Here is a 21,912-nt window from a genome sequence, read left to right as displayed (position 1 = left end):
ACTCATCGGTCGGATGAAGTGCGAACGCCTCAAAGATCACGAAGCTTTCAGCTACCTGGTCACGGTGGACGAGCTCCTCATCGAAGCGCTTCGATGGTGCCGTGCGAGGCTAGCGACGGGCTACCGCATTGACAAGGGATCGGGCGAAGAATCCAGATCTTAAGGAGCCGTAAATTATCTACTGCCGGACTTGATCTCTTTGTCGTACTGCTCGGTCACGCGGTTCAAAGCTTCGAGTGTGCGGGGCGGGTGTGTCCTGTGGAAGACGAGGATTCTCGCGAGCTCAGGCCCGGCGAAGGCCAGGAGAGGCTTGGCCCTCCCGGCGTGGTAGCTCAGCACGTTGCGTGTGCGGCCCATGAGCTCGGCCGCGAGGGTCAAGGTGACGGTGTTGCGGCTGCGGAGCACGGCGGCCAGGACACGGTGGCGGTGATCGAGGATGCCGAAGCCGGGGTTGCGACCGCGGTGGTCCCTGCCCTCACTCTGTCGTTCGGCTTCGGCCAGGACTTGTCGGCACGGTTCGAGCTGGAGCACGAGCTGCTCGAACTGTTCTCGGGTCATGCCGGTGAGTGCGGGGTGGGTGAGGAGGAAGGTGGCCTCGGGCGGGACCGGCGGCCCTGGCTCGTCGTGTGGATCTTCCGGAAGCTGCTGGTCGGGGTTCTGCGGCGCGATGGTGTAGTTCCATTCGCCGTGGAATGCATCGCGCTCGACCCGCCGATCGACGCCCTTGCGTTCGGCCCGGGTGAGCACGCGGCCGGTGGGATACGCATTCTCGTCGAGCATGGCCTGGACCGTCAGTCCGGTGCTGGTGCGGGTGGCCGAGATGGTCTGCAGCAGAACTTCGTAGCTGGTCAGCGGCTGTCCGCGCAGACTGTGGGTGATCCGGGAGAACAGCCGGTGTTCCACTTTGTTCCATTTTGAAGTACCGGGAGGGAAGTGGGCGACGGTGATGCTCAGCCCGCACTCGTCGGCAAAGCCGGCCAGGCCCATCTTGAACAGGCGGGAGTCGGCCGAGTTTGCCCCTCCTGCGTCGGCGGTGACCAGCAAGCGGTCCACTCCGGGGTAGTCGAGGTGCCCTTGGAGCTTCCACCAGCGGCGCAGAGACTCCACCGCGAACGCGGCGGTGTTGCGGTCGGTGCCCACATTCACCCAGCCGCTGTCACGTCCCAGGTCATAGATGCCATACGGAATGGCGACCGGGGTGTCGGGGCCGATGAAGTCGTGGTCCGGGGCAGTGATGGGCCGGCCTTTGGGACGGTAGGTGCGGCCGGGGCGGGCCAACTCGCCGATCGGCTCCTTCTGCTTCGTATCCACACTCACCACCGGCAGGCCCCCCGCCAGAAAGCGTTCGGCAGCGGAGTTGATGTGCCGGAACTGGGCATCACGGTCGGGAACCTGGCTTCCGGACCGGGTCTTGGCCATCCCCTGCAGACTGAAGCCCATCGCACGCAGCAGACCGCCGACAACCGGGGCACTGGCCGGATGACCGGCTTCGGCCAGCTCCCGGGACAAGTCCCGCAGCGAGGCAGTGGTCCAGCGCAGCGGGGAGACCGGGTCTCCCAGCTCACGCGGCTCGATCAGCGACTCGAGAGCCGCCACCAGGCAGGGGTCACGTTCAGCAGCTGACTTGCGTCCGCCGCCAGTCCTGCGCACCCGCCCCAACGGTGCTGCCCCTGCGGCAAGTTCCTCACGCCCCCTTGCGACCGTCGACTCGGAGACCTCCGCGATCCTGGCCACAGCCGCGATCCCGCCATGCCCCAACGCCTCGGCCTCGGAGGCCAGGTACAGACGACGCTGACGCTCATCCAGATGCGGCAGAATCACCGCGAACTTCATATCCAGCCCCGCCAGAACTTCACCCGGAATCGTCACAACAACCCAACTACCACATAAAACAGCGACGTTGCCTCGAATCCGGCAGTAGATAAATTACGGCTCCTAAGTAGGTCTAATTCATGCGACTCTGATGGGCTGTTGACATCCCGCTGGCCCATATGTCAATTTCGAAGCGCTTCAACGATCCTGGTCGTGCGGCTCACTTCGGCTCTGCCACGCCTGGTCGCCACCAGCCGTCGCCGACCGCCGCACGCCTAGGGGGTTTCCCGCTGTGAGTTCCGCCTCGGCGCCTGCCGACCTGGCGACCCACCCGCCTGGCGTCCACCAGCTGCACCTGGTGCTCACCGGCGAACTCCGACTCGCCGCCTTCAGCTTCACGGCCTGACGGCCGTCCGCCGCACTGCAGAACCCCGCGCGGGAAGTTCCCCGCGGCCCGACCACACACCTCAGGACGGACATGGCGTTCTTCGACAATCCCGTGATACCCGGCTTCAGTCCGGACCCGAGCGTGTGCCGGGCCGGTGATGACTACTACGTGGCAACGTCCAGCTTCGAGTACGTACCCGGGGTACCGCTGTGGCACAGCCGTGACCTGGTGCACTGGCGGCTGATCGGGCACGCGCTGGACCGGCCCTCGCAGCTGGAGCTGCCCGACACGGCCCCGTCCTCGACCGGGGTGTACGCGCCCACGCTGCGGCACCACGACGGCCGGTTCTGGCTGATCACGACCGTGGTCGCCGGGGCAGGCAACGTCCTGGTGACCGCGGAAGACCCCACTGGGCCGTGGACGGATCCGGTGCCGGTCGACGTACCGGGCATCGACCCCGACCTCGCCTGGGACGACGAGGGAAACTGCTGGTGCGTGTTCTCGTCGGACGGCATCCGCGGGGTGCGCATCGAGCCGAAGACGGGCGAACTGCTGGGCGAGCCAGTGGCGATGTGGTCGGGAAGCGGGCTGCAGTATCCCGAGGGCCCACACCTGTACCGCGTCGGCGACTGGTGGTACCTGCTGCTGTCGGAAGGCGGCACGGAACGCGGGCACGCCCTGTCGGTGGCCCGGGCCCGCACACTGCCGGGGCCGTTCGAACCGCACCCGGCCAATCCCGTGCTGTCCCACCGCAGTACCAACCACCCGGTGCAGAACACCGGCCACGGCGATCTGGTGCAGGCACACGACGGCACATGGTGGATGGTGCTGCTGGGCACCAGGCCCCGCGGTGACACACCGATGTACCACGGTCTGGGCAGGGAGACGTTCCTGGTACCGGTGCGGTGGGAGGACGAATGGCCGCTGCCCGGACCGCTGGAGCTGCGCGCGCCGGCTCCGGCGCTGCCGCCGCACCCCTGGCCGCAGGAACCTCACCGGGACGACTTCGACTCCACTACGCTCGCACCCTGCTGGGTGTCACTCAGACGGCACGAACCGACCGCCGTCCGCCTCGACGAGCGGCCGGGCCACCTGGTGCTGCACGCCCGCGCGGACAGCCTCGACAAGCCCGGCGCGCTGTTCGTGGGGCGGCGCCAGCGCGACCCCGACTGCAGCGCGCGCACGGTGGTCGAAGTTGGCGAAGGCGGCCGGGGTGGGCTCGCGGTACGGCTGGACGAGGCACACCACTACCAGGTGGAGACGGGCAACGGCACGGTCCGCGCGGTCGCCAGAATCGGCCCGCTGCGCCACACCATCGCCGAACAGACCTTGCCGTCCGGCCCCTTGACCCTGCGGATCGACGTCACCACGACGGATGTGCTGCCACCCACCGTCATGTTCCGCGGCACGGGACCGGAGGCCGCCGTCCCACCAGGCCTCCGCGTCGGCGGCCCCGATACTCTCCGTCTGGGGTACGAGACGGCCGGCGGCGACTTCGAGATCCTCGCCGAACTCGACGGCCGCTACCTCACCACCGAGGTCGCCGGGGGCTTCACCGGCCGCGTCATCGGCATGTACGCCACACACGGCAGTGCGGCCTTCGACTGGTTCGAGTTGCGGCCCACCTGACGGGCACTCCCCCACCGCGGCCCGCCCCCCCGCCATCTCGGATCGGGTCGCGGTAGGGACCGCCGGACGGTGCCGGGGCGGGTGCGAGCCCGGCGTCGGCTTGAGCGGTTGCCTCAGCGCTGAGTACTCCAGGTGCGGCAGATGATGCTACGCACGGTACGCGTACGTCGCCGCTGCCGCGGAGTTGGAGCCGGCGAGCCCCGACCTCGGTGACGGGAGGTACGCCGGTACTTGGGCGATGACGAGTCGACACCGCAGCTGGCGCTCCAACGCGGCCGAGCCGTGGTCGAGCCTTCCGAGGCCGTACGCAGCGGCACGGGCGCGGGAGATCGTCGAGCGGTGTGCACGGTCCGCGCGGGGCGAACGGCGCGGCGGGACCGGGAACCAGTTGCCGCCACGGAAGGTGGAGGTGGTACGGCTGATGCTGCAAGGCCTGGCGAACCGTCAGCGCGTCCTGGTCCACGCCGGCCCCACTGTGCGGGACCAGCAGCACCGCACGACCCGCCACCTGCGTCGTCGGCGGCACAACTGCCATCTCCGTGGCGAGTTGTTCGGCCATCCGGTGCCAGGCCCGTTCGGCGACGGTGAGTTCGTCGCGCTCGGCCCGCACCTCCTCCAGCTGCCCGACCAACTGGTCTTCCAGCTCGTCCAGTTCCGCGCGTCGCACCGCGATCCGTTCTGCGATCCCGGACTCCACCATGGGACCGGATCGTAGGCGGCAACGGGCCATCGCCACGGAGGAACCGGCAAAACCGCCCCGGCCCGCCCAGTCAGACGATCAAGACCGCAGACTCCCGCCAGCAACCTGCACGAGCACGCCCATGGAGCGTCACACCAGCCCCTCCGACCAGCACGTTCGAAGATGGCGAAGGCTCCGCCCTACGCCAAGGCGGTTCCGACTCTGCAGTGCCAGCGCCTACCACCCACAGCCCGCGGCCGATTTCCTTCGCGGTCCGGGCCGGAGAGACACGTCACCGCTCACCGCTGCGGTTGAGCACCGGTGTTTGGAGATCCGAGAGTGACCCTTTTCCAACATCATGTTGAGGTGTGGTGGAGGACAAGGACAGCCTTCACGATGTTGGTGATCAGGTTGGTGCTACAGCGGATCTTCCGCAGCAGGCGCCAGCTCTTGAGAGTGGCCATGACGCGCTCGCCGAGGCAGCGGATCTTGGCGTGGGTGGTGTTGTGGCGCAGCTTCCATGGTTTGAGGCGGCGGCCCCGGCACGGGACTCGGACGGGCCTGTCGGCGCCCTGGTACGCCTTGTCCACCCAGCTTTTCAGTCCTGCGGCGGCACGTGCCTCGATGATCCCGTGGTTGTGGGCGGCGGTCAGATCGTGGGTCGAACCGGGCAGCGCCGCAGACGCCCAGATCAGACGTCCGAAGGGATCGGCGAGAACCTGCACGTTCATGCCGTACCGCTTGTGTTTCCCGGAGTAGTACGGGGTGTCGGCGGCGATCCGGTCGATCGGCAGCAGGGTGCCGTCCAGGATCACGAACGCCTTCGTCGAGGCCGTCTTCATCGCCTCGGCCAAGGTCGGCGCGAGGGCGGCCAGCACGTCGACGGCCTCGCGGACGTATCGGTAGACGGATGCGATCCCGATGCCGAATCCAGCGGCGAGCTGGGCATAGGGGTCGCCGCACCGCAGGTGAGCCAGCGCAAGGAGCGCCTGGCCGCCGGCGGTCAGGCGCCGCCAGCCTGTGCCGATCTCCAGCCGCCGGTCGATGAGTTGACCAGTCAGGTACCTCAGGGTGCGAGTGGACAGATCTATTGATGATGGGTAGGCAAGCACGCGAAGCTCCTGACGGCACGGGTGATCTTGGTCGAGATACCGTCTACCAGGAGCTTCGTTGCGTCTATGCGCTGCTGTCGGCCCTCAACTCCCGTCGTCTTCAGTCAGGTCGGAGTTTGATCTCAGTGGGTTGGGCGCTGCGGGGTGCTGGCCACCCCTGCCTGCCGGCCGCTGAGCGCGGTGTCCAGGGTCTCCTGGGCCGTACGCATCGCCTCGGCGTACTTCGGCTCGGACATTCGCTGCCAGGCAAGGTCCGGTGCGATGTGCTCGACCCGGCTCATCACCCACCAAATGTTGCCGAACCGGTCCCGCACTCTGCCGCCGCGATCCCCCCACGCACTGTCGGCAGCCTCGGTGATCACCTGAGCCCCGTGCGCAACAGCAGCAGCCATGGCGGCGTCCGCGTCCGGGACATAGACCCGCAACAGCGAGGGCATCACCGGCCAGTCGGGCCGTCGGTCGAACGCCAGCACGACCGTGTTGCCGACTCGGATCTCGCCATGGCCGATGGTGCCATCCTCGACCGGCACCCGCGCAATCTCTTCGCCGTCGAACGCGACAGTGATGAAGTCGAGCAGTGCGCCGGTGTCGTCCGTGACCACCCACGGTGCAACGCTGGTGTAGCCCTCGGGTGCAGTCTGACTCATCGGTGTCGTCCCCTCCTGTGGTTCTTCGTGACGTGACGACACTAGGGATCAACTAGGACAGTTCTGTTCCTAGATGATCCCGGAGTCAGCACGACCCTCGTCAGCGCCCTGGTCATAGCCGTCCTCCCTCCAGAACCTCGCGCTGAGGATGAAAAGGAATCAGTGCATCGTCGGCGGCGACATCACAGCAGCTTTCGGGACTCCGACAGGCCGCTTCCCAGCCGACGCGCATGCGACGGTACTCACATGGCCGGATCCATATCCCCATGGGCGGGACACGCCGCCGCCCGGCGGAATACGGAGATCACTTCGCGTGGTTTGGTACGACGGACATCAAACTTAAGTTCAGTCGACGGGCGTCACGCTTCAGTCGGCCTTATGGCGGGAGATGGGCCCATGGGGTTCAGCGGCAACAGCACGCAGGCGCAGGCAATCGGCCGGTACGGCCTGTGGAACACCGGGTTGCGCGACCCTGATCCCTCCGGCGCGGCCGAACGCGCCGAAACTGCGGCGGAATTGGAGGAGCTCGGCTACGGCGCCCTCTGGCTCGGCGGAAGCAGCGGTGTGGAGCACGCGGCCCCGCTGATCGCAGCCACCCGGTCGATCACCGTTGCAACCGGCATCCTCAGCATCTGGCAGCACGAACCGCAGGACACCGCCGAACGATGGGCCGCCCTCGAGGACGCCCACCCAGGCCGCTTCCTGCTGGGGCTGGGCGTCAGCCACGCAAAGCTGGCCGAACAGTACAAGCGCCCGTACGCGGCTATGACCGGCTACCTCGACGCACTGGACGCCGCCGGGGTCCCGGCCGACCGCCGGGTGCTCGCCGCGCTGGGCCCGAGAATGCTGGAGCTCTCCCGCGATCGCGCCGCGGGCGCCCACCCGTACCTGGTCACCCCCGAGCACACGGCGCAGGCCCGAGAGACGCTCGGTGAGGGGCCCTTGCTGGCCCCCGAGTTCACCGTGATCCTGGAAGCCGACCCGGACCGCGCGCGGGCTGCCGCCCGTGAGTTGCTGGCCTTCTACCTGGAGCTACCCAACTACACCAACAGCTGGCTCCGGCTCGGCTTCGCCGAGGACGACCTGGCCGACGGTGGCAGCGACCGACTGGTCGACGCGCTGTTCGGCTGGGGCGACGAACAACGGGTGCGCGAGCGGATCGACGCCTTCCTCGACGCAGGCGCCGACCACGTCGCCGTACAACTGCTGGCCACGGGTGAGGACCGGGCCGGTATGCCCCGGGAGGAGTGGCGACGGCTGGCGGCGGCGCTGGACCTCTGAAAAGTGCTTAGCCTTCGCTGAAAGGGCAGTTGAGACCAGCAGACCGCGCCTGGCCGATATCCGGAAGCGTCCGCCCCAGGCGTGCGAGCGGGGACAAAGCCATCAGCACGGGGGACAGCATCATGCCGCCGGCCGTCACCAGGAGGCTGGTACGCAACCCCCACTCCCCCGCGAGAAAGCCTCCGAGCAGCGAGCCGAGCGGGGTCAGGCCCATGCCGACAAACGTGATCGTCGCGGCCACGCGGCCTTGCATCCGGTCCGGGGTGACAGCCTGCCGGACGGCCATGACCGTGACGTTCACCAACTGACCGAAGGTCCCGAACACGAAGTTGACCGCCACGAGCGCGGGGATCATCACCGCAGAAGGGCCGTGAAGCGCGGGTACGCAGAGCAGCACGCCGTCGCCGAGTGCCGCCGCGGACACGAGCACCACGCCGTAACCGAACCGGCTGGGGAGACGGGCAGCGAGCAGCGAGCCCAGGAGTGCGCCCGGCCCCGTCGCCGCGAGCGCCAACCCGACAGCGGTGCCCGTCAGGTGCAGTTCCCGCGGCAGAAAAAGCAGATAGACGGTCATCATGGCAGCGAAGGAGAACTGGAAGGCGGCCGAGGCGAGGCCCACGGTCCGCAGCAAGGTGTGGCCGACGACAAAACGGAGGCCCTCATGGATCCGTCGCCAGACCCGAAGGGGACGTTTCGAGCGCTCCGGGATCGATTCGCGGCGACGGATCCGCCGGATCGACAGGAACGACAGCGCGAAGAACAGCGCGCTGGAGGCGGCGGCGATCGGCCCCGACAGCAGGGACACCAACGCGCCGCCGATGGCGGGGCCGCCGATCTGGGCCGCTGACCGACTGCCTTCGAGCGCGCTGTTGCCCTGCACCAGCTGATCGCGTCTCACCAGCCGTACGAGAGACGCCTGGTAGGCCACATCGAAGAAGACGGACAGGGACCCGACGGCGAAGGCCGCCAGAAGCAGTGCCGGCAGGCCGAGCCTACCGAGGAGGCCGGCCACAACAGCTCCGCCCAGCGCCAGGGCCCGGCCGAGGTCCGCCAGCACCATGACCGTGCGGGTCTGCCACCTGTCCACCCACGCGCCGACGAAGAGCGAGAGCAACAGAATCGGCGCCTGCCCCGCCGCGCGGAGGAAGCCCAGTTGGTCGGCGTCGGCGTCGAGCGTCAGCACGGCGATCAGCGGCAGGACCACCAGGCTCCCGTGCTCGCCCAGTTGGGAGGCCGTCTGGCCCACCCAGAGCCTGCGGAAGTCACCGTCCCGCCACAGGCTTGGCAAATCGGTACGACCGAAATCGGATACAGCGGAGGAAGCGGACGGCACAGAGACCCCTTGGGTTGCCGAAGACGGGACCCCGCCACCCGGCGCACGACAGGTGCACCGACTGTTCAGGCGGGGGAGGCTCGCCGTGCCGCGTATCAAGGGCAGCACGCGATGACTGGCCGATCACGGCCTACGACGTCAACGCGCGCTCGGACGACCGGGCATGTCTCGGCTCCTCGTGGGGGTCACTCGGCGCCTGAACACTAGCCCCCGGCGGCCCCACGCGAAAGGCGATTTGAGGCCTGCGACAGACGGTCAGGCCCCAGTCCGCCGAGCCGCGACGGGCTCATCCTCTCGCCCGACCAAGCAGGCTGAACCGGCAGTCTCGACCTCGAGTACACATTCCGCATGACCATCCTGGCTTGCACCAGTGGAGGCCGGAGCTGCGCGGGCTGCCCCCTGCCACTGACCGCGGACCATGTTCCGAAAGTTTCGACAATCGTCCGAGCGATCTTACGAAACCGTAGGGCTGCACCGGCCACTTCTAGGCGCCTCTCCGGACTCAGGGAGCCGCCATTGGGCACTCCATAGGCAAGATTCGAAACGTTTCGCTATACAGTCCAGTTCATGGTTCGTATGTTTCGGTGAACTTTCGGAAACAAGAGTCATTGACTGTCCACCGACACCCGCCCATACTCTCCAGCGATCGGAAACTTTCCCGTAACGCAGACAACGTCCTTACGGTCCCGCCGGGCATGCCCGAGGACCGGAAAGCAGAGGTTGCAGTGATGGTGAAAACCGCGCACATCCGCACCTCCCTCGGCGTCGGCGTGGCCGGCGTGCTGTCGCATCGACAGGTCTGAAGCAGCTCCGGTCCGGGTCACCGACCCATCCACTGCCGCGTGGCACGACGACGAACATGCGGCCGCTATCACGTCGGCTCCCCCACTGTGGCTGGCTCACGGCAGCCACCTTCACCGCACCGGGTCGCATCACGCTGCCCGGCGTTCCCGCCCACCCTCACCAGGAGGAATCACGGCCATGAACGCTCCCGCCCATCCGAAGAGCCGCACGCGCGGCCGCATCAGGCTGCTCGTCGGCGGCCTCAGCACCTTCCTGCTGTTCGTGGCTGCGCTGGCCATGCCCAGCACCGCCAGCGCCATCTCCTCGAACGAGACCGGCACCAACAACGGGTACTACTACTCGTTCTGGACCGACGGCGGCGGGTCGGTCAACATGAACCTGGGTTCCGGCGGCAACTACAGCACCTCGTGGAGCAACAGCGGGAACTTCGTCGCCGGCAAGGGCTGGAGCACCGGCGGACGCAGGGCAGTGAACTACTCGGGCAGCTTCAACCCGTCCGGCAACGCCTACTTGGCACTCTACGGGTGGACGACGAACCCGCTCGTGGAGTACTACGTCGTCGACAACTGGGGCACCTACAGACCCGAGGGCACGTACAAGGGAACCGTCACCAGCGACGGCGGCACGTACGACATCTACGAGACGACGCGCACCAACGCCCCCTCGATCGAGGGCACCAAAACATTCAAGCAGTACTGGAGTGTCCGGCAGTCGAAGAAGACCGGTGGAACCATCACCACCGGCAATCACTTCGACGCGTGGGCCGGCAAGGGCATGAGCCTGGGCAGTTTCAACTACATGATCCTGGCCACCGAGGGCTACCAGAGCAGCGGCAACTCCAACATCACGGTGGGTGACGGTGGTTCCTCCGGAGGTGGATCCGGCGGCGGGTCCGGCGGGGGCTGCACCGCGACGCTCTCCGCAGGCGACAAGTACGACGACCGCTACAACCTGAACGTGGCGGTCTCCGGTTCCAGCAACTGGACCGTGACCATGAAGGTCCCCTCCCCGGAGAAGGTCCTCTCGACCTGGAACATCAGCGCCAACTACCCCGACAGCCAAACACTCGTCGCCAAGCCCAACGGCAGCGGCAACAACTGGGGTGCGACGATCCAGACCAACGGCACCTGGACCTGGCCAACAGTCACCTGCGCCGCAAGCTGACCCACAAACATCCGAGGACACCGCACCTGTGGCGCGGCGGCCCACAGCCGCCGCGCCACACGACGTCCTCGGGCTGACGGGCCCCTCCGATCGGCGGGCGCTGCACGTTGGCCCCGGACGTACGGCTGCCCCGGCGCCCCTCACGGGCCTCGCGATGGTCCCCGTATTCGCCGAACAGTCAACAGCGACCTGCTCGACTTCGCACGTAACTGAACCGTCAGTCGTCAGTTCCACGGATCGAGGTGGAACTGACGACTGACGAATGCGGTGATGCAACTGCTACGGCGGAGCTTCCGCAGGAGCCACCAGCCCTTCAGCGTGGCCATGGCCTGCTCGCCGGCTCCTACGTGCTGCGACGGCGCGCTGGACGGCCGCCGGTCAGGCCTTGAGTTGCGGGTAGAGGTCGGTGATGTCGCCGGACAGGGCGGCCTTGGCCTGGCGGGAGGTCTCGTCGGCGAGCACCTCGAACGCGCCCTTCTCGATCCCGTCCAGCGCCTCCTTGGCGATGTCCGCCGGCTTCGACTTGGGCTGGGTCACCGCCGCGGTCATGTCGGTGTCGACGTATCCCATGTGCAGGCCCGTCACGCCGATGCCGCGGTCCAGCAGTTCAAGCCGGATGGCGTTGGTCTGCAGCCAGAACGCGGCCTTGGTGGCGGAGTACGCGCCATGCAAAGCGACCCAGGAGAGTGCCGAGTGCGCGTTCAGGATGTGGCCGCCGCCGTTGCGCTCGATCACCGGGACGAAGGCACGGGTCACATTCAGCGGGCCGAAGAAGTTGGTCTCGAAGACGTTCCTGATGTCCTCGATCGGTGCGTCCAGGTAGGTGTCCGGTGAGCTGCCACCGGCGTTGTTGATCAGCACGGTGACATCGGGCGCGGCCGCCACCAGCGCCTCGATCGAGGCCGGGTCTGTGACCTCCAGAGCCAGCGGAACGACGCGGGTGTCGGTGCTCGGCTGCGGGTTCCGCGCGGTGGCGTAGACCTTCTTCGCACCGCGGGCAAGCAGCTCGTCCACGATCGCCTTGCCGATACCGCGGTTGCCGCCGGTGACGAGTACGACGGCGCCTTCGAGAGTGGTCACTTTGACTCCAGACAAAGATAGAAACCGATCTGTTTCCACTAAGGTAAACCGATCTGTTTCCGACTGCAAGCCCAGCCGGTACCCTCAATGACATGACGACCTCGGCGACACCCCGCGAGCGACTGCTCGAAGCGGCGGGCGAACTCTTCTACCGCGACGGCATGAGCATCGGCGTGGATGCGCTGTGCAAGGCCGCCGGCGTCTCGAAGAAGTCGATGTACCAGTTGTTCCGGTCCAAGGACGAGGTGATCGCGGAAAGCCTCGCCAGCCGCGGCCCGACGTACGAGGCCGCCCTGCTCCCGGGCCCGGACGACGGGCGGCCGCCGCGCGAGCGCATTCTGACCGTGTTCGAACGGCAGGACCAGATGACTGCCGAAGGCAACTTCCTTGGCTGCCCGTTCGTGAGTGCAGCGGTGGAGCTGAAGGACCCCGGGCATCCGGGCAGTGTGGTCGCGCGCCATTTCAAGCAGCACCTGACCGACTTCTTCCGGGCCGAGCTCGTCGCCGCCGAGGCTGAGGATCCGGAGAGCCTGGCCATGCAGTTGACGATCGTCTTCGACGGCGCGAGCGCCCGGGTGGTCGTACAGTCCCAGGCGCTCGCCGGCATCGGCGTGATCACGGCAGCGGCGTTGCTGGATGCTGCCGGCGTCAAGCAGACGGTACCGGCAGGCCAGGCCCGCTAGGGGCGGTCTCTTCGATCACGATCGACACCGGATGAGGCACGGGGCGGTTGCGGTGCCGAGTGGACGTATCGGCGCTTGTCACACCGAGTGGCCTCGGCCCCTGGTCAGCTGATCGGCCATGCCCGGCCGGCTATCGGACAGCCGACGCTCCAGAGGGCTGCCGGGCGGACACGCCTGCAGCGACCGCGACCACGGCGAAGATCGGACGAGCGAGCGCGGAGACCATGGAGGCCCTGTTTCGTGCGGGGCGCGAACGCCGAGCCGGGGAAGGTCGGAACGGACCGGCTCTTTGCCCGGCTCAGCGCCTCCGCGTCCTCAGCGGACGCGGGTGATGGTCTTGTGCTCGACATATCCGGTCAGGCCGACCTTGCCGTACTCGCGGCCGATGCCGCTGGCCTTGTAGCCGCCGAACGGTCCGTCGAAGCTCATCGGGGAACCGTTGATGGTGAGGGTGCCGGTACGCACTCGCCGAGCGATCTCCAGCGCTCGGTCGGGGTCGGCGGACCACACGCCGCCGGACAGGCCGTACTCGGAGTCGTTGGCGATCCGGACCGCGTCGTCCTCGTCGTCGTAGGCGATGACGGCGAGCACCGGGCCGAAGATCTCCTCCTGGGCTATGCGCATCCTGTTGTCGACGTCGGCGAACAGGGTCGGGGTGACGTAGTTGCCGCTTTCAAGCCCTGCGGGGATCTGCGTGCCGCCGGTGACCAGTCGGGCGCCCTCCTCGATGCCCACCTGGATGTAGGAGATCACCCGCTCCTGCTGATCCGGGCGGATCATGGGGCCGACGAAGGTGTCGGGGTCGGCCGGGTCGCCGACCTTCAGCGACTCCACCAGTTCCTTGAGCGCGGCGACGACCTCCTCGTAGCGGCTGCGCGGCGCGAGGATGCGCGTCTGGAGGATGCACGCCTCGCCGTTGTTGGCCAGCGAGCCGAACTTCAGCCCCTGGACGACCTTGCCGAGGTCGGCGTCCTCCAGGATGATCGCGGCGGACTTGCCGCCGAGTTCGAGACTGACCCGCTTCAGCTGCTCGCCGGCGATCGAGGCGATCCGGCGGCCGGCCCGGGTGGAACCGGTGAACGCGATCTTGTCCACATCACGGTGCGACACCAGGTACTCACTGGTCTCGCGGTCGGCGGGCAGGATGCTGAGCACGCCTTCGGGAAGGCCGGCCTCGGCAAACAGCTCGGCAAGCATCATCATGCTCAGCGAGTTCTCCGGCGAGGTCTTCAGTACGACGGTGTTGCCGGCCAGCAGCGCCGGGGGCAGTTTCGCCATCGCCGCCGAGAAGGGCGAGTTCCACGGGATGACCGCGGCGACCACGCCGATCGCCTCGCGGCGCACGATGGTGTCGTAGGGAGCCGCGGGGTCGGAAGGATCAACGATCTCCTCCCAGCCGAACTCCTCGGCGGCCTTGAGATAAGAGTTGATCTGCCGGGTCAGGAACGGCTGGCCCATCTTGGTGAACCAGCCGGCCGAGCCGTTCTCCGCGGAGATCATCGCGGCGATCTCGTCAGCTCGCGCCTCACGCAGCGCGTTGAGACGACGGATGATCTCCTGCCGCTCCTTGGGATCCGTCCGCGGCCACGGTCCGTTGTCGAACGCCGCACGGGCGGCGGCCACGGCCCGGTCGATGTCCTGCGGAGCGGCCTGTGCGACACGACCCAGAACGGACTGGTCGTGCGGAGAACGGATCTCCAGCAGGTCAGGGGAGCTGGGGGCGGTCCAGGCGCCGCCGATGTAGAGCTTGTCGTACACGATCATCTTGGTTCGCTCTCTTCTTTCCGATTCGCGTGGCGCCGCACAGAGGGACGGCGCCTCGCAAGCGATGTTGTTCACAGGTGGAGCCGGTGGACCCGAAACGAGGTGGTTCGGGGCCGGCCCGTGCGACGAAGTGGCCAGGGCCGGTTCCTCTTCGGCACATGCGGGTCGCATCCGGCCCGTTGCCCGGCTGTTCCGCTCGGCCGTGTCAGCTGCTGATCGTCTTGAACTCGACGTACTGGCCCAGTCCGACGAGCCCGAATTCACGGCCGATGCCGCTGGCCTTGTAGCCGCCGAACGGCCCGTCGAACGCGGCGTGGGCGCCGTTGACGGAGAACGTTCCGGTGCGGATACGGCGGGCGATCTCCATTCCGTTCTCGGTGTCGGCGCTCCACACGCCGCCGCCAAGGCCGTACGGGGAGTCGTTGGCGATCCGCACGGCGTCCTCCTCGTCCTCGAACGGGATGACGACGAGAACGGGGCCGAAGATCTCCTCCTGGGCGATGCGCATGCTGTTGTCGGCATCGGCGAACAGCGTGGGGCGCACGTAGAAGCCGCCCTCCAGCCCCTGGGGCACGTCGGATCCGCCTACGACGAGACGCGCACCCTCCTTGATCCCGAGGTCGATGTAGTTCCGCACTCGCTGCTGCTGGTCGGCGCGGACCATGGGACCGATGAAAGTGGCGGGGTCGGAGGGGTCCCCCACCGTGAGGCCCTCGATCATCGTTGCCAGCGCAGCAACGATCTCCTCGTAGCGGCTGCGGGGCGCGAGGATGCGGGTGTGGGCGACGCAGCTCTCGCCGTTGTTCGCCAGAGACGCCGTCTTCAGCCCCTCGGTCACGGCAGCGAGGTCGGCGTCCTCGAGGATGATCGCGGCGGACTTGCCGCCCAGCTCCAAGCTCACCCGCTTGAGCTGCTCGCCCGCTATCGCAGCGATACGGCGGCCTGCCGTCGTTGAACCGGTGAAGGCGATCTTGTCCACGCTCGGGTGCGAGACCAGGTACTCGCTGACCTCCCGGCCGGCGGGCAGGATGCTGAGGACGCCCTCCGGCAGACCGGCCTCGGCAAAGATGTCGCCGAGCACCAGGGCATCGAGCGCGGTCTCCGGCGCGGCCTTGAGGATGACGGTGCAGCCCGCGAGGAGGGCGGGGACGATCTTCGCCAGAGCCGACTGATGGGGTGCATTCCATGGGATGACCGCGGCGATCACCCCGACCGGCTCACGGCGGATCGTCGTGCCGGATTCCAGGCGCTCCTCCCAGCCGAAGGATTCCGAGGCCCGCAGGTAGGAGGCGGTCTGCTCGGCGATCCCACCGTTGTGCAGCAATCCGGTGAACCACAGCGGGGTGCCGTTCTCGGAGGTGACCAGGGCCGCGAGTTCCTGCCCGCGGGCCGTGTGCAGCTCGTTGAACCGAGCGAGGACAGCGCGCCGCTCGCTCGGCGTCGTCCGCGGCCAGGGCCCGTGGTCGAAGGCCTGCCGCGCGGCCTCGACCGCCCGGTCGACGTCCGCCTCGGATGCGTCTGGGACCCGGCCCACCAGCGACTGATCGTGCGGGGAGCGCACCTCGATCGTCTCGGAGCCCGCGGGTGCGGTCCAGCGTCCGCCGATGAAGAGCTTGTCGTAAGAGGTCATGGGGGGTGTGTCGCTTTCGTGAGACGGCAGGGCCACCGGATAAGAGACCAATGGCCCTCTACGTCATTCAAGATAACAACCCACTGGACCTTTAACAAGAGGCCAATGGGTCTGCTACTTTGAACGCGAGCCATACCGAGGAGGAAGGCCGTGAGCCAGACCGAGAGCGCCGCATTCCAGCGGGCCCGGCGACCGGAGCAGATCGAGATCCGCAAGCAGACGATTCTCGACGCGGCCGAGGCCCTGCTTGGTGAGATGCCGATCGCGGAGATCAGCCTGCGCGAACTCAGTCGCCGGGTCGGGCTGTCGAAGACGAACGTCGTGCGCTACTTCGAGACCCGCGAGGCGGTCTTCCTCGAACTCCTGCGCCGCTCCCAGCAGGAATGGCTGGACACCGTCGAGCGCGACCTGCCGCCGGCCCAGTCGGCGCCGCATCGTGTCGTCTGCAGCGCGCTCGCAGCTTCCCTGGCGCAGCGGCCGCTGCTGTGCGAGCTGTGGAGCGCACTGGCCACGGTCCTGGAACGCAACGTCTCCCTCGAATCCGTCCGTGCCTTCAAGCTGTCCAATCTGGAAGCGCAGGTACGCTTCGCCGGCCTGGTCAGTGACCGGATTCCCGAGCTGGGAGAAGACGCCGCCCGGGAACTGGCGGCCTTGTGCACCGTCGCTGTCGCGGGCCTATGGCCCTTCGCCAACCCCTCCCCCACTGTCCTGGCGGCGATCGAGGACCCGCGCCTGGCCGGATCCCGCATCGACTTCGCCACCATGCTCGGCCGACACCTCGACCTACTGGTCACTGGACTGCTCCACCGCCCCGCCGCCTCGCCAACATCTCCCTCCCGGCAATGAACGCAGGCGGTTCTCCTCGGCGATCCCGCCGCCCTGGTGCCGTGAGTCCGGGAAAATCAGCGAGGTACCGGCACTGCTCCAGCTGCACGGCCTGTCGAGCGCGACTTCGTGCCCGCCCCCGGACAGTTCCTGGGCTCAGGCATCTGAGGCTGCTTCAGATGATCAGTTCCGGCTGGAGTGCCAGAATGACGGAACGCCTTTGTGTATGTGCGCGTTCGACTCAATACCTGGAAGCCGAGTGATTCGTAGACGAGCTCAGGGATCGGGTATCCAGCGTCGCCGCGCGGAGAGACCGTGGCCAGCCCGCCACCGGCGGCTGCGAAAGCGTGCAGTACTGCTGCGCCCACGGCACGCGACAGGCCACGCCGGCGGTGCTCGGCAGCAGTACCGACGGGCTCAAGCAGGCCGACCCCACTGACCTCGTCATACCAGCCCTGACAGTAGGCGACAGCTTTCCCCTCGGGCGAGAATGCGACCAGGTCGAATTCGGACCGGTAAGGCCACACCTCGCGCATGGCCGCGTGCCGCTCCGCGGTGATGTGCAGCGAATTCCAGACCGCTCGGTGCACGGCCCCGCGTTCGATGACGTCGGCCGCGTCGCGTTGCGGTCGGATCCGGTAGCCCTCGGGCAGGGTGTACAGCGGCGGCAGATCGGTCAGCGGACGGCTCAAGCAGGCGAAAAACGGTTTGCCATTGCCCTGCACGAAGCCGTGGGCTGCGATCGTTATCTGGGGTTGTCAAGAGAACGTGCAGGTCAGCGCAAGTTCGGCCGTTCAGGCAAGTGAGTCACGTAGCGCGGTCTGATCGGTGGTCCGGTCGGGTGCGAAGGGTCGGCGGAGGCTTTGGGCGGCGGGCCGTGGTGTGGGGTTGCGTGGTCACGGGATGCCCCGGCGTCGATGGTCCGAGGGTGGGCGGCCGGCGCCGGGGCGTTCGTCATGCCGGTGTGCGGTTACCGGGGGCCGGGGCGGTGGCCGTGGTTGGCCGGTCGTGGCCTGGCTTTCCGTGACCCGGCTTGCCGTGGCCTGGGCAGGGCACGACCCCGATCGCCACCCCGAACGGGAGGTCGTCGACGGGGACGGTGGCCACGACGGTGTTGGTGGCGGTTTTGATCACGGACACCGTGTCGTCGTTGGCGTTGGTGACGTAGGCACGGGTGCCGTCCGGCGACACCGCCACCTCTCGAGGCGCATCGCCGACGGGGATGGTGGCGACGACCGTGTTCGTGTTCGTCTTGATCACGGACACCGTGTCGTCGTCGGCGTTGATGACGTAGGCGCGGGTGCCGTCCCGCGACACCGCCACCCCCTGGGGCACATCGCCGACGGGGACGGTGGCGACGACCGTGTTCGTGTTCGTCTTGATCACGGACACCGTGTCGTCGTCGGAATTGGTGACGTAGGCGCGGGTGCCGTCCCGCGACACCGCCACCCCGAACGGGAAGTCGCCGACGGGGATAGTGGCGACGACCGTGTTCGTGTTCGTCTTGATCACGGACACCGTGTCGTCGTCGGAATTGGTGACGTAGGCGCGGGTGCCGTTCGGCGACACCGCCACCCCGATGGGAGCATCGCCGACGGGGACGGTGGCGACGACCGTGTTGGTGTTCGTCTTGATCACGGACACCGTGTTGGCGCTGAAGTTGGTGACGTAGGCGCGGGTGCCGTCCGGCGACACCGCCACCCCCAGGGGCTCAAGGCCGACGGGGACGGTGGCGACGACCGTGTCGGTCGCGGTGTTGATCACGGACACCGTGCCATCGGCGCGGTTAGTGACGTAGGCACGGGTGCCGTCCGGCGACACCGCCACTCCCCACGGCGCATCGCCGACGGGAACCGTGACCACCACCGTGTTCGTCGCTGTGTTGATCACCGACACCGTGCCATCGAGGAAGTTGGCGACGTAGGCGTAGGTGCCGGGCGGCACGGCCTGGGCGGGCTGCGGGGCCACCATGGGCAGGGCCAGGCCGGCCACTAGCACGAGACCTGCCACCAGCGCCCGCAGCAACCCACCCCACCACGAGCGACGCACTCGAAGACCAGGCGGCGCCGACGACGGGAGGGCCTCCTGCGCGCCCACGCCCCTCACGGTTTGACAGATAGTCACAGCAATCCTCCCGACCGAGCTGACAGAATGGGACACATTATGACAGTTCGCCATATTTAGCATGGCGGGGACGCGCGACCGCCCCGACCATGGGCCGGGGCGGTCGCCTGGACGTTCGTGCGCCCCACCGAGACCGCACCCGGTCCGGTGCCGCGACTGAACCGGAGAATCCGGGGCACGGAGGTGGGCGACTGGACCCAGGCACGGTGAGCACGACGGGCCGGGAGGGGCACCCTCCGCCGACAATCACTCGGCAGGGGGGATCGCTCAGGAATTCGTTGATCCGGCGCAGGGCGGCGCACCCACAACGCTTACGCACATGCCGTACGTGCCTGACGATCCCTCGGATACCCGTAAGGCATGTACGAAAACGGCCACTTGCCCTACATGCCTACTGCCTCGCTGGCACCCGAGATAACGAGCGCGGAGGTCAGGTGCGTCTCGTGTGCACCGATCGTCACGCTCAGCCGGGCGGCATCAGTGGCGCGTTGCGCCCAGGCCAGCACCTCGCCGGCCAAGTCCGAATAGGCGGGGTCGACCTGGATGGTCAACTCCTCCGGTGACTCCAGCCACCCCCAGGCCACAGTCGTATCGCCGGTCGACCAGACGGCGGTGGGGGTGGCATCAGCAGCAGACACGGCGCTTGCAGCCGCCCACGCCAGGTCGCCTGAGTGCCGCCAGCCGGCCTGTGGGAAGACACGGCTGGCCAGGCTCTGCATGGCGCGCAACGCCACCGGTCCCGCATATTCCTCTCGGCGCATGATCGGCCATCGTGCCGGGGCCAGCAGCAATCAACAACCGAATAGCAGGGCCTACCGGGCGGGCCATGCACCGGTCCGAGCGATTCGGCTACAGGCCGCCCTCGCCGAGCAGACGGACACAGGGTGCATTCCTCGCCGAGTCGGCAGGGGCACGCCTTGGAGATCACCGTCCAGTGAGTACGCACGTCCTGGACGAAGGAAGGAATCCCGGGGAGGACAGGCTGCCTCCCGCAGGAACGCGGCCCCGGTCGGCTTCGCTCTCCCGCATGCCGAGGCCGCTTCCGCGCCCGTCCCGAACGTCGACCACCGCCCCAGGTAACGCTAAGTCACCAAGGCCGAGCCCCTCGTCGGCTCACAGCCGTCCGGCCTCGACGAGGATCAGCAGGTCGTTCGCAGCCTCTTGGGAGCGGATGCGGATGGCGGCGGTGTCGGGGACCGGTCCCCCGAGCAGAGCCGTGTCCATGATCTCCGCCTGCAGCAGGGCGGAGAAGACGTGCGCGGCCCGCGCGGGGTCGCTGACCTTGGAGCGGAGTTCCGCCGGCCAGTGGGACAGGTGTCGCGTGAACAGGGTAATGCGGTCGCCGAGAATCTCCTGTTGGTAGCGGCGGCCGAGTTCGGGGAAGCGCTGCGCGTCCCGGGTCACCACTCTGAACAGCGCCAACTGTTGTTCGGACATGATGTGTTGTAGAAGCTCGCAGCCCGCTTCCGCCAGGCCTTCCAGGGGCGGCAGGTTCAGCCATTGCGGGTCCGAGGTCTGCGCGGAGGTGTCGCAGGCCTCCTGGATGACGGCGACGAAGAGGTCGTCCTTGCTGTCGAAGTGCCGGTACAGGGTGGTGATGGACACACCTGCGCTCGCGGCGATGCGGTTGACCGAGCTTCCGCCGTACCCCTCTTCGAGGAAGGCCGCGAGGGCAGCGTTGATGATCGCCTCGCGCTTGCGCGCCATCAGGCGCGCTTTGGGGTCGTTCTCGGCCCAGGTACGCACGTTTCTCCTCCGGTCTCTCACCAACTTGACAGAGCATACGACAGCGACCACTATCGCGTCATACGAAAGTGATTGCTTTCGTATGAAGCTAGGGAGATACGGATGGGGAACACAGACACCCCGCGGGTACTGATCCTCGGGGCCACCGGCCGCACCGGAGCGGCGGTCGTGAAGACGCTGGAGGCGACACCCGGCCAGGCGGTCCCGGTGCGCGCTTCACGCAGCGAGGCGACCGTCGAGCAGTGGATCAAGGAAGGGAAGGAAGCGGTCCGCATCGATCTCGATGACCCCGACACCTTCCCCGGCGCGCTGGAGGCCATCGACCGGGTATTCCTGATGGCCGGCTACACCTCGGCGATGAACCACCAAACCAAGACTCTGGTGGACGCCGCCGAGAACGCCGGCGTCAGCTTCGTGGTGCACCTGGGCGTGTTCAGCGACAAGCGCTCCACGGACCCGCACTTCGCGTGGCACGAGCTGGTGGAGCGTTACATCGCCGGCTCCAACCTGGCCTGGGCGAATGTGCATCCGCACGTGTTCATGGAGAACCTCCTGGGCATCAACCGGCTGCGCGACGGCCAGATGGTGTGGCCGATGGGCGACAAGCAGGTCGGCTGGGTCGCCAACGACGACATCGCCGCGGTCGTGGCCAAGGTCCTGGCCGAAGGCCCCGACACGCATGCGGGCAAGGATTACTACCTGTCCGCCGATCTCCTCAACGGCGCCGAGGTGGCCGAGGTCCTCTCCGCCGCCCTCGGGCAGGAGATCCCCGCGCTGGTCATGACCCCGGACGATCTGATGCGCATGATCGAGGCCGGGCTGGACACCGCGCCGGCCAACATGGACGCCGCCTACGCGGCCAGCACACTGATCTGGGCGCGACAGACCTACGAGGGCCGCATGGACTACTCCGCGGTCACCACCAGCACGGTCCAGGACCTGCTCGGCCGCGAACCCATCCATCTCGCCTCGTGGGCCACCGCACACCGTCAGGAACTGCTCGACCAGCTCCCCTGACGGCTGCGCCCCGAATTCACGTGCTGACCATGTCGGCGGCACCGGCGCGGGGCTCCGCACAGTTCCACCCCCACTCCCCCGGGTGTCGCTCCGCTTCGACGGCTGCGGCGGGCCGATGCCCTGGAGCAGGCCCGGGTCACGGTCAGCGATCTCGTGGGAGATCAGTCGGAGCCCTACGCGTCGCCGGGATGCCG

General features: G+C 67.7%; 18 protein-coding genes and 1 pseudogene. 9 read left to right on the top strand and 10 right to left on the bottom strand.

Translation table 11 applies throughout. The annotated features are described in order from the left end of the window. Window positions 1-174: 174 nt before the first annotated feature. Complete coding sequence (locus tag OHA03_RS42885) at window positions 175-1,869, bottom strand: ISAzo13 family transposase (RefSeq protein WP_267005354.1); 1,695 nt, start codon at window positions 1,867-1,869, stop codon at window positions 175-177. Window positions 1,870-2,290: 421 nt separating this feature from the next. Here OHA03_RS42885 and OHA03_RS42880 point away from each other — a divergent pair, with 421 nt between their 5' ends. Together OHA03_RS42880 and OHA03_RS42875 are read left to right on the top strand one after the other, a co-directional pair. Further along, window positions 2,291-3,829 (top strand): glycoside hydrolase family 43 protein, encoded by a 1,539-nt coding sequence (locus tag OHA03_RS42880; protein ID WP_267009337.1) that lies wholly within the window; start codon window positions 2,291-2,293, stop codon window positions 3,827-3,829. 238 nt (window positions 3,830-4,067) lie between these two features. Beyond that, window positions 4,068-4,544, top strand: coding sequence for a hypothetical protein (locus OHA03_RS42875; protein ID WP_267009336.1), 477 nt, complete (start codon window positions 4,068-4,070; stop codon window positions 4,542-4,544). 320 nt (window positions 4,545-4,864) lie between these two features. On the opposite strand, the gene OHA03_RS42870 is transcribed toward OHA03_RS42875, so the two are convergent. Continuing rightward, window positions 4,865-5,620 carry a transposase family protein gene (locus tag OHA03_RS42870; RefSeq protein WP_267009335.1) on the bottom strand — a complete coding sequence of 252 codons (756 nt, stop codon included), beginning with the start codon at window positions 5,618-5,620 and terminating at the stop codon, window positions 4,865-4,867. Window positions 5,621-5,742: 122 nt separating this feature from the next. Further along, entirely contained in the window at window positions 5,743-6,267 is a 525-nt protein-coding gene (locus OHA03_RS42865) for a VOC family protein (protein ID WP_267009334.1), read from the bottom strand. A 396-nt stretch (window positions 6,268-6,663) separates the two neighbouring features. On the opposite strand from OHA03_RS42865, the gene OHA03_RS42860 reads away from it, so the two are divergent. Beyond that, window positions 6,664-7,548 carry an LLM class F420-dependent oxidoreductase gene (locus tag OHA03_RS42860; RefSeq protein WP_267009333.1) on the top strand — a complete coding sequence of 295 codons (885 nt, stop codon included), beginning with the start codon at window positions 6,664-6,666 and terminating at the stop codon, window positions 7,546-7,548. 7 nt (window positions 7,549-7,555) lie between these two features. On the opposite strand, the gene OHA03_RS42855 is transcribed toward OHA03_RS42860, so the two are convergent. Continuing rightward, complete coding sequence (locus tag OHA03_RS42855; RefSeq protein WP_267009332.1) at window positions 7,556-8,881, bottom strand: MFS transporter; 1,326 nt, start codon at window positions 8,879-8,881, stop codon at window positions 7,556-7,558. 981 nt (window positions 8,882-9,862) lie between these two features. On the opposite strand from OHA03_RS42855, the gene OHA03_RS42850 reads away from it, so the two are divergent. After that, window positions 9,863-10,849, top strand: a complete 987-nt coding sequence (locus tag OHA03_RS42850) for a glycoside hydrolase family 11 protein (protein ID WP_267009331.1) — start codon at window positions 9,863-9,865, stop codon at window positions 10,847-10,849. Window positions 10,850-11,227: 378 nt separating this feature from the next. Here OHA03_RS42850 and OHA03_RS42845 read toward each other — a convergent pair whose 3' ends face one another. Continuing rightward, window positions 11,228-11,929 carry an SDR family oxidoreductase gene (locus OHA03_RS42845; protein WP_267009330.1) on the bottom strand — a complete coding sequence of 234 codons (702 nt, stop codon included), beginning with the start codon at window positions 11,927-11,929 and terminating at the stop codon, window positions 11,228-11,230. A gap of 92 nt (window positions 11,930-12,021) precedes the next feature. Here OHA03_RS42845 and OHA03_RS42840 point away from each other — a divergent pair, with 92 nt between their 5' ends. Beyond that, window positions 12,022-12,612 carry a TetR/AcrR family transcriptional regulator gene (locus OHA03_RS42840; RefSeq protein WP_267009329.1) on the top strand — a complete coding sequence of 197 codons (591 nt, stop codon included), beginning with the start codon at window positions 12,022-12,024 and terminating at the stop codon, window positions 12,610-12,612. 315 nt (window positions 12,613-12,927) lie between these two features. Here OHA03_RS42840 and OHA03_RS42835 read toward each other — a convergent pair whose 3' ends face one another. Both OHA03_RS42835 and OHA03_RS42830 read right to left on the bottom strand, forming a co-directional pair. Then, window positions 12,928-14,376: an aldehyde dehydrogenase gene (locus OHA03_RS42835; protein WP_267009328.1), complete on the bottom strand. Its 1,449-nt coding sequence runs from the start codon at window positions 14,374-14,376 to the stop codon at window positions 12,928-12,930. Window positions 14,377-14,581: 205 nt separating this feature from the next. Beyond that, window positions 14,582-16,006, bottom strand: coding sequence for an aldehyde dehydrogenase (locus OHA03_RS42830; protein ID WP_267009327.1), 1,425 nt, complete (start codon window positions 16,004-16,006; stop codon window positions 14,582-14,584). A 150-nt stretch (window positions 16,007-16,156) separates the two neighbouring features. On the opposite strand from OHA03_RS42830, the gene OHA03_RS42825 reads away from it, so the two are divergent. The 3 genes and pseudogenes from OHA03_RS42825 (at window position 16,157) to OHA03_RS42815 (ending at window position 17,637) form a co-directional block, all read left to right on the top strand. Further along, window positions 16,157-16,852 carry a TetR/AcrR family transcriptional regulator gene (locus tag OHA03_RS42825; protein ID WP_267009326.1) on the top strand — a complete coding sequence of 232 codons (696 nt, stop codon included), beginning with the start codon at window positions 16,157-16,159 and terminating at the stop codon, window positions 16,850-16,852. Beyond that, window positions 16,851-16,993, top strand: a pseudogene (locus tag OHA03_RS42820) (IS256 family transposase); the annotation flags it as partial. The gene OHA03_RS42825 and the pseudogene OHA03_RS42820, both read left to right, overlap by 2 nt. A gap of 230 nt (window positions 16,994-17,223) precedes the next feature. Continuing rightward, window positions 17,224-17,637 (top strand): hypothetical protein, encoded by a 414-nt coding sequence (locus tag OHA03_RS42815; protein ID WP_267009325.1) that lies wholly within the window; start codon window positions 17,224-17,226, stop codon window positions 17,635-17,637. Window positions 17,638-17,785: 148 nt separating this feature from the next. Here the strand turns inward: OHA03_RS42815 and OHA03_RS42810 are convergent, their stop codons facing one another. From OHA03_RS42810 to OHA03_RS42800, 3 genes are all read right to left on the bottom strand, one after another. Continuing rightward, the gene (locus OHA03_RS42810) at window positions 17,786-18,928 is read right to left on the bottom strand and encodes a YncE family protein (RefSeq protein ID WP_267009324.1); all 1,143 of its coding nucleotides are present in this window, start codon (window positions 18,926-18,928) and stop codon (window positions 17,786-17,788) included. Window positions 18,929-19,338: 410 nt separating this feature from the next. Beyond that, complete coding sequence (locus OHA03_RS42805) at window positions 19,339-19,716, bottom strand: hypothetical protein (RefSeq protein WP_267009323.1); 378 nt, start codon at window positions 19,714-19,716, stop codon at window positions 19,339-19,341. 352 nt (window positions 19,717-20,068) lie between these two features. Then, a complete protein-coding gene (locus OHA03_RS42800; protein WP_267009322.1) occupies window positions 20,069-20,701 on the bottom strand; it encodes a TetR/AcrR family transcriptional regulator in 633 nt (210 codons plus the stop codon). A gap of 102 nt (window positions 20,702-20,803) precedes the next feature. On the opposite strand from OHA03_RS42800, the gene OHA03_RS42795 reads away from it, so the two are divergent. Next, window positions 20,804-21,718 carry an NmrA family NAD(P)-binding protein gene (locus OHA03_RS42795; protein ID WP_267009321.1) on the top strand — a complete coding sequence of 305 codons (915 nt, stop codon included), beginning with the start codon at window positions 20,804-20,806 and terminating at the stop codon, window positions 21,716-21,718. The last annotated feature ends 194 nt before the right edge of the window (window positions 21,719-21,912 follow it).

Source organism: Streptomyces sp. NBC_00154, assembly GCF_026342835.1.
Classification (GTDB): Bacteria; Actinomycetota; Actinomycetes; order Streptomycetales; family Streptomycetaceae; genus Streptomyces.
The sequence above is the reverse complement of the archived record's forward strand: the minus strand, read 5'-3'. Positions and strand labels throughout refer to the sequence as shown.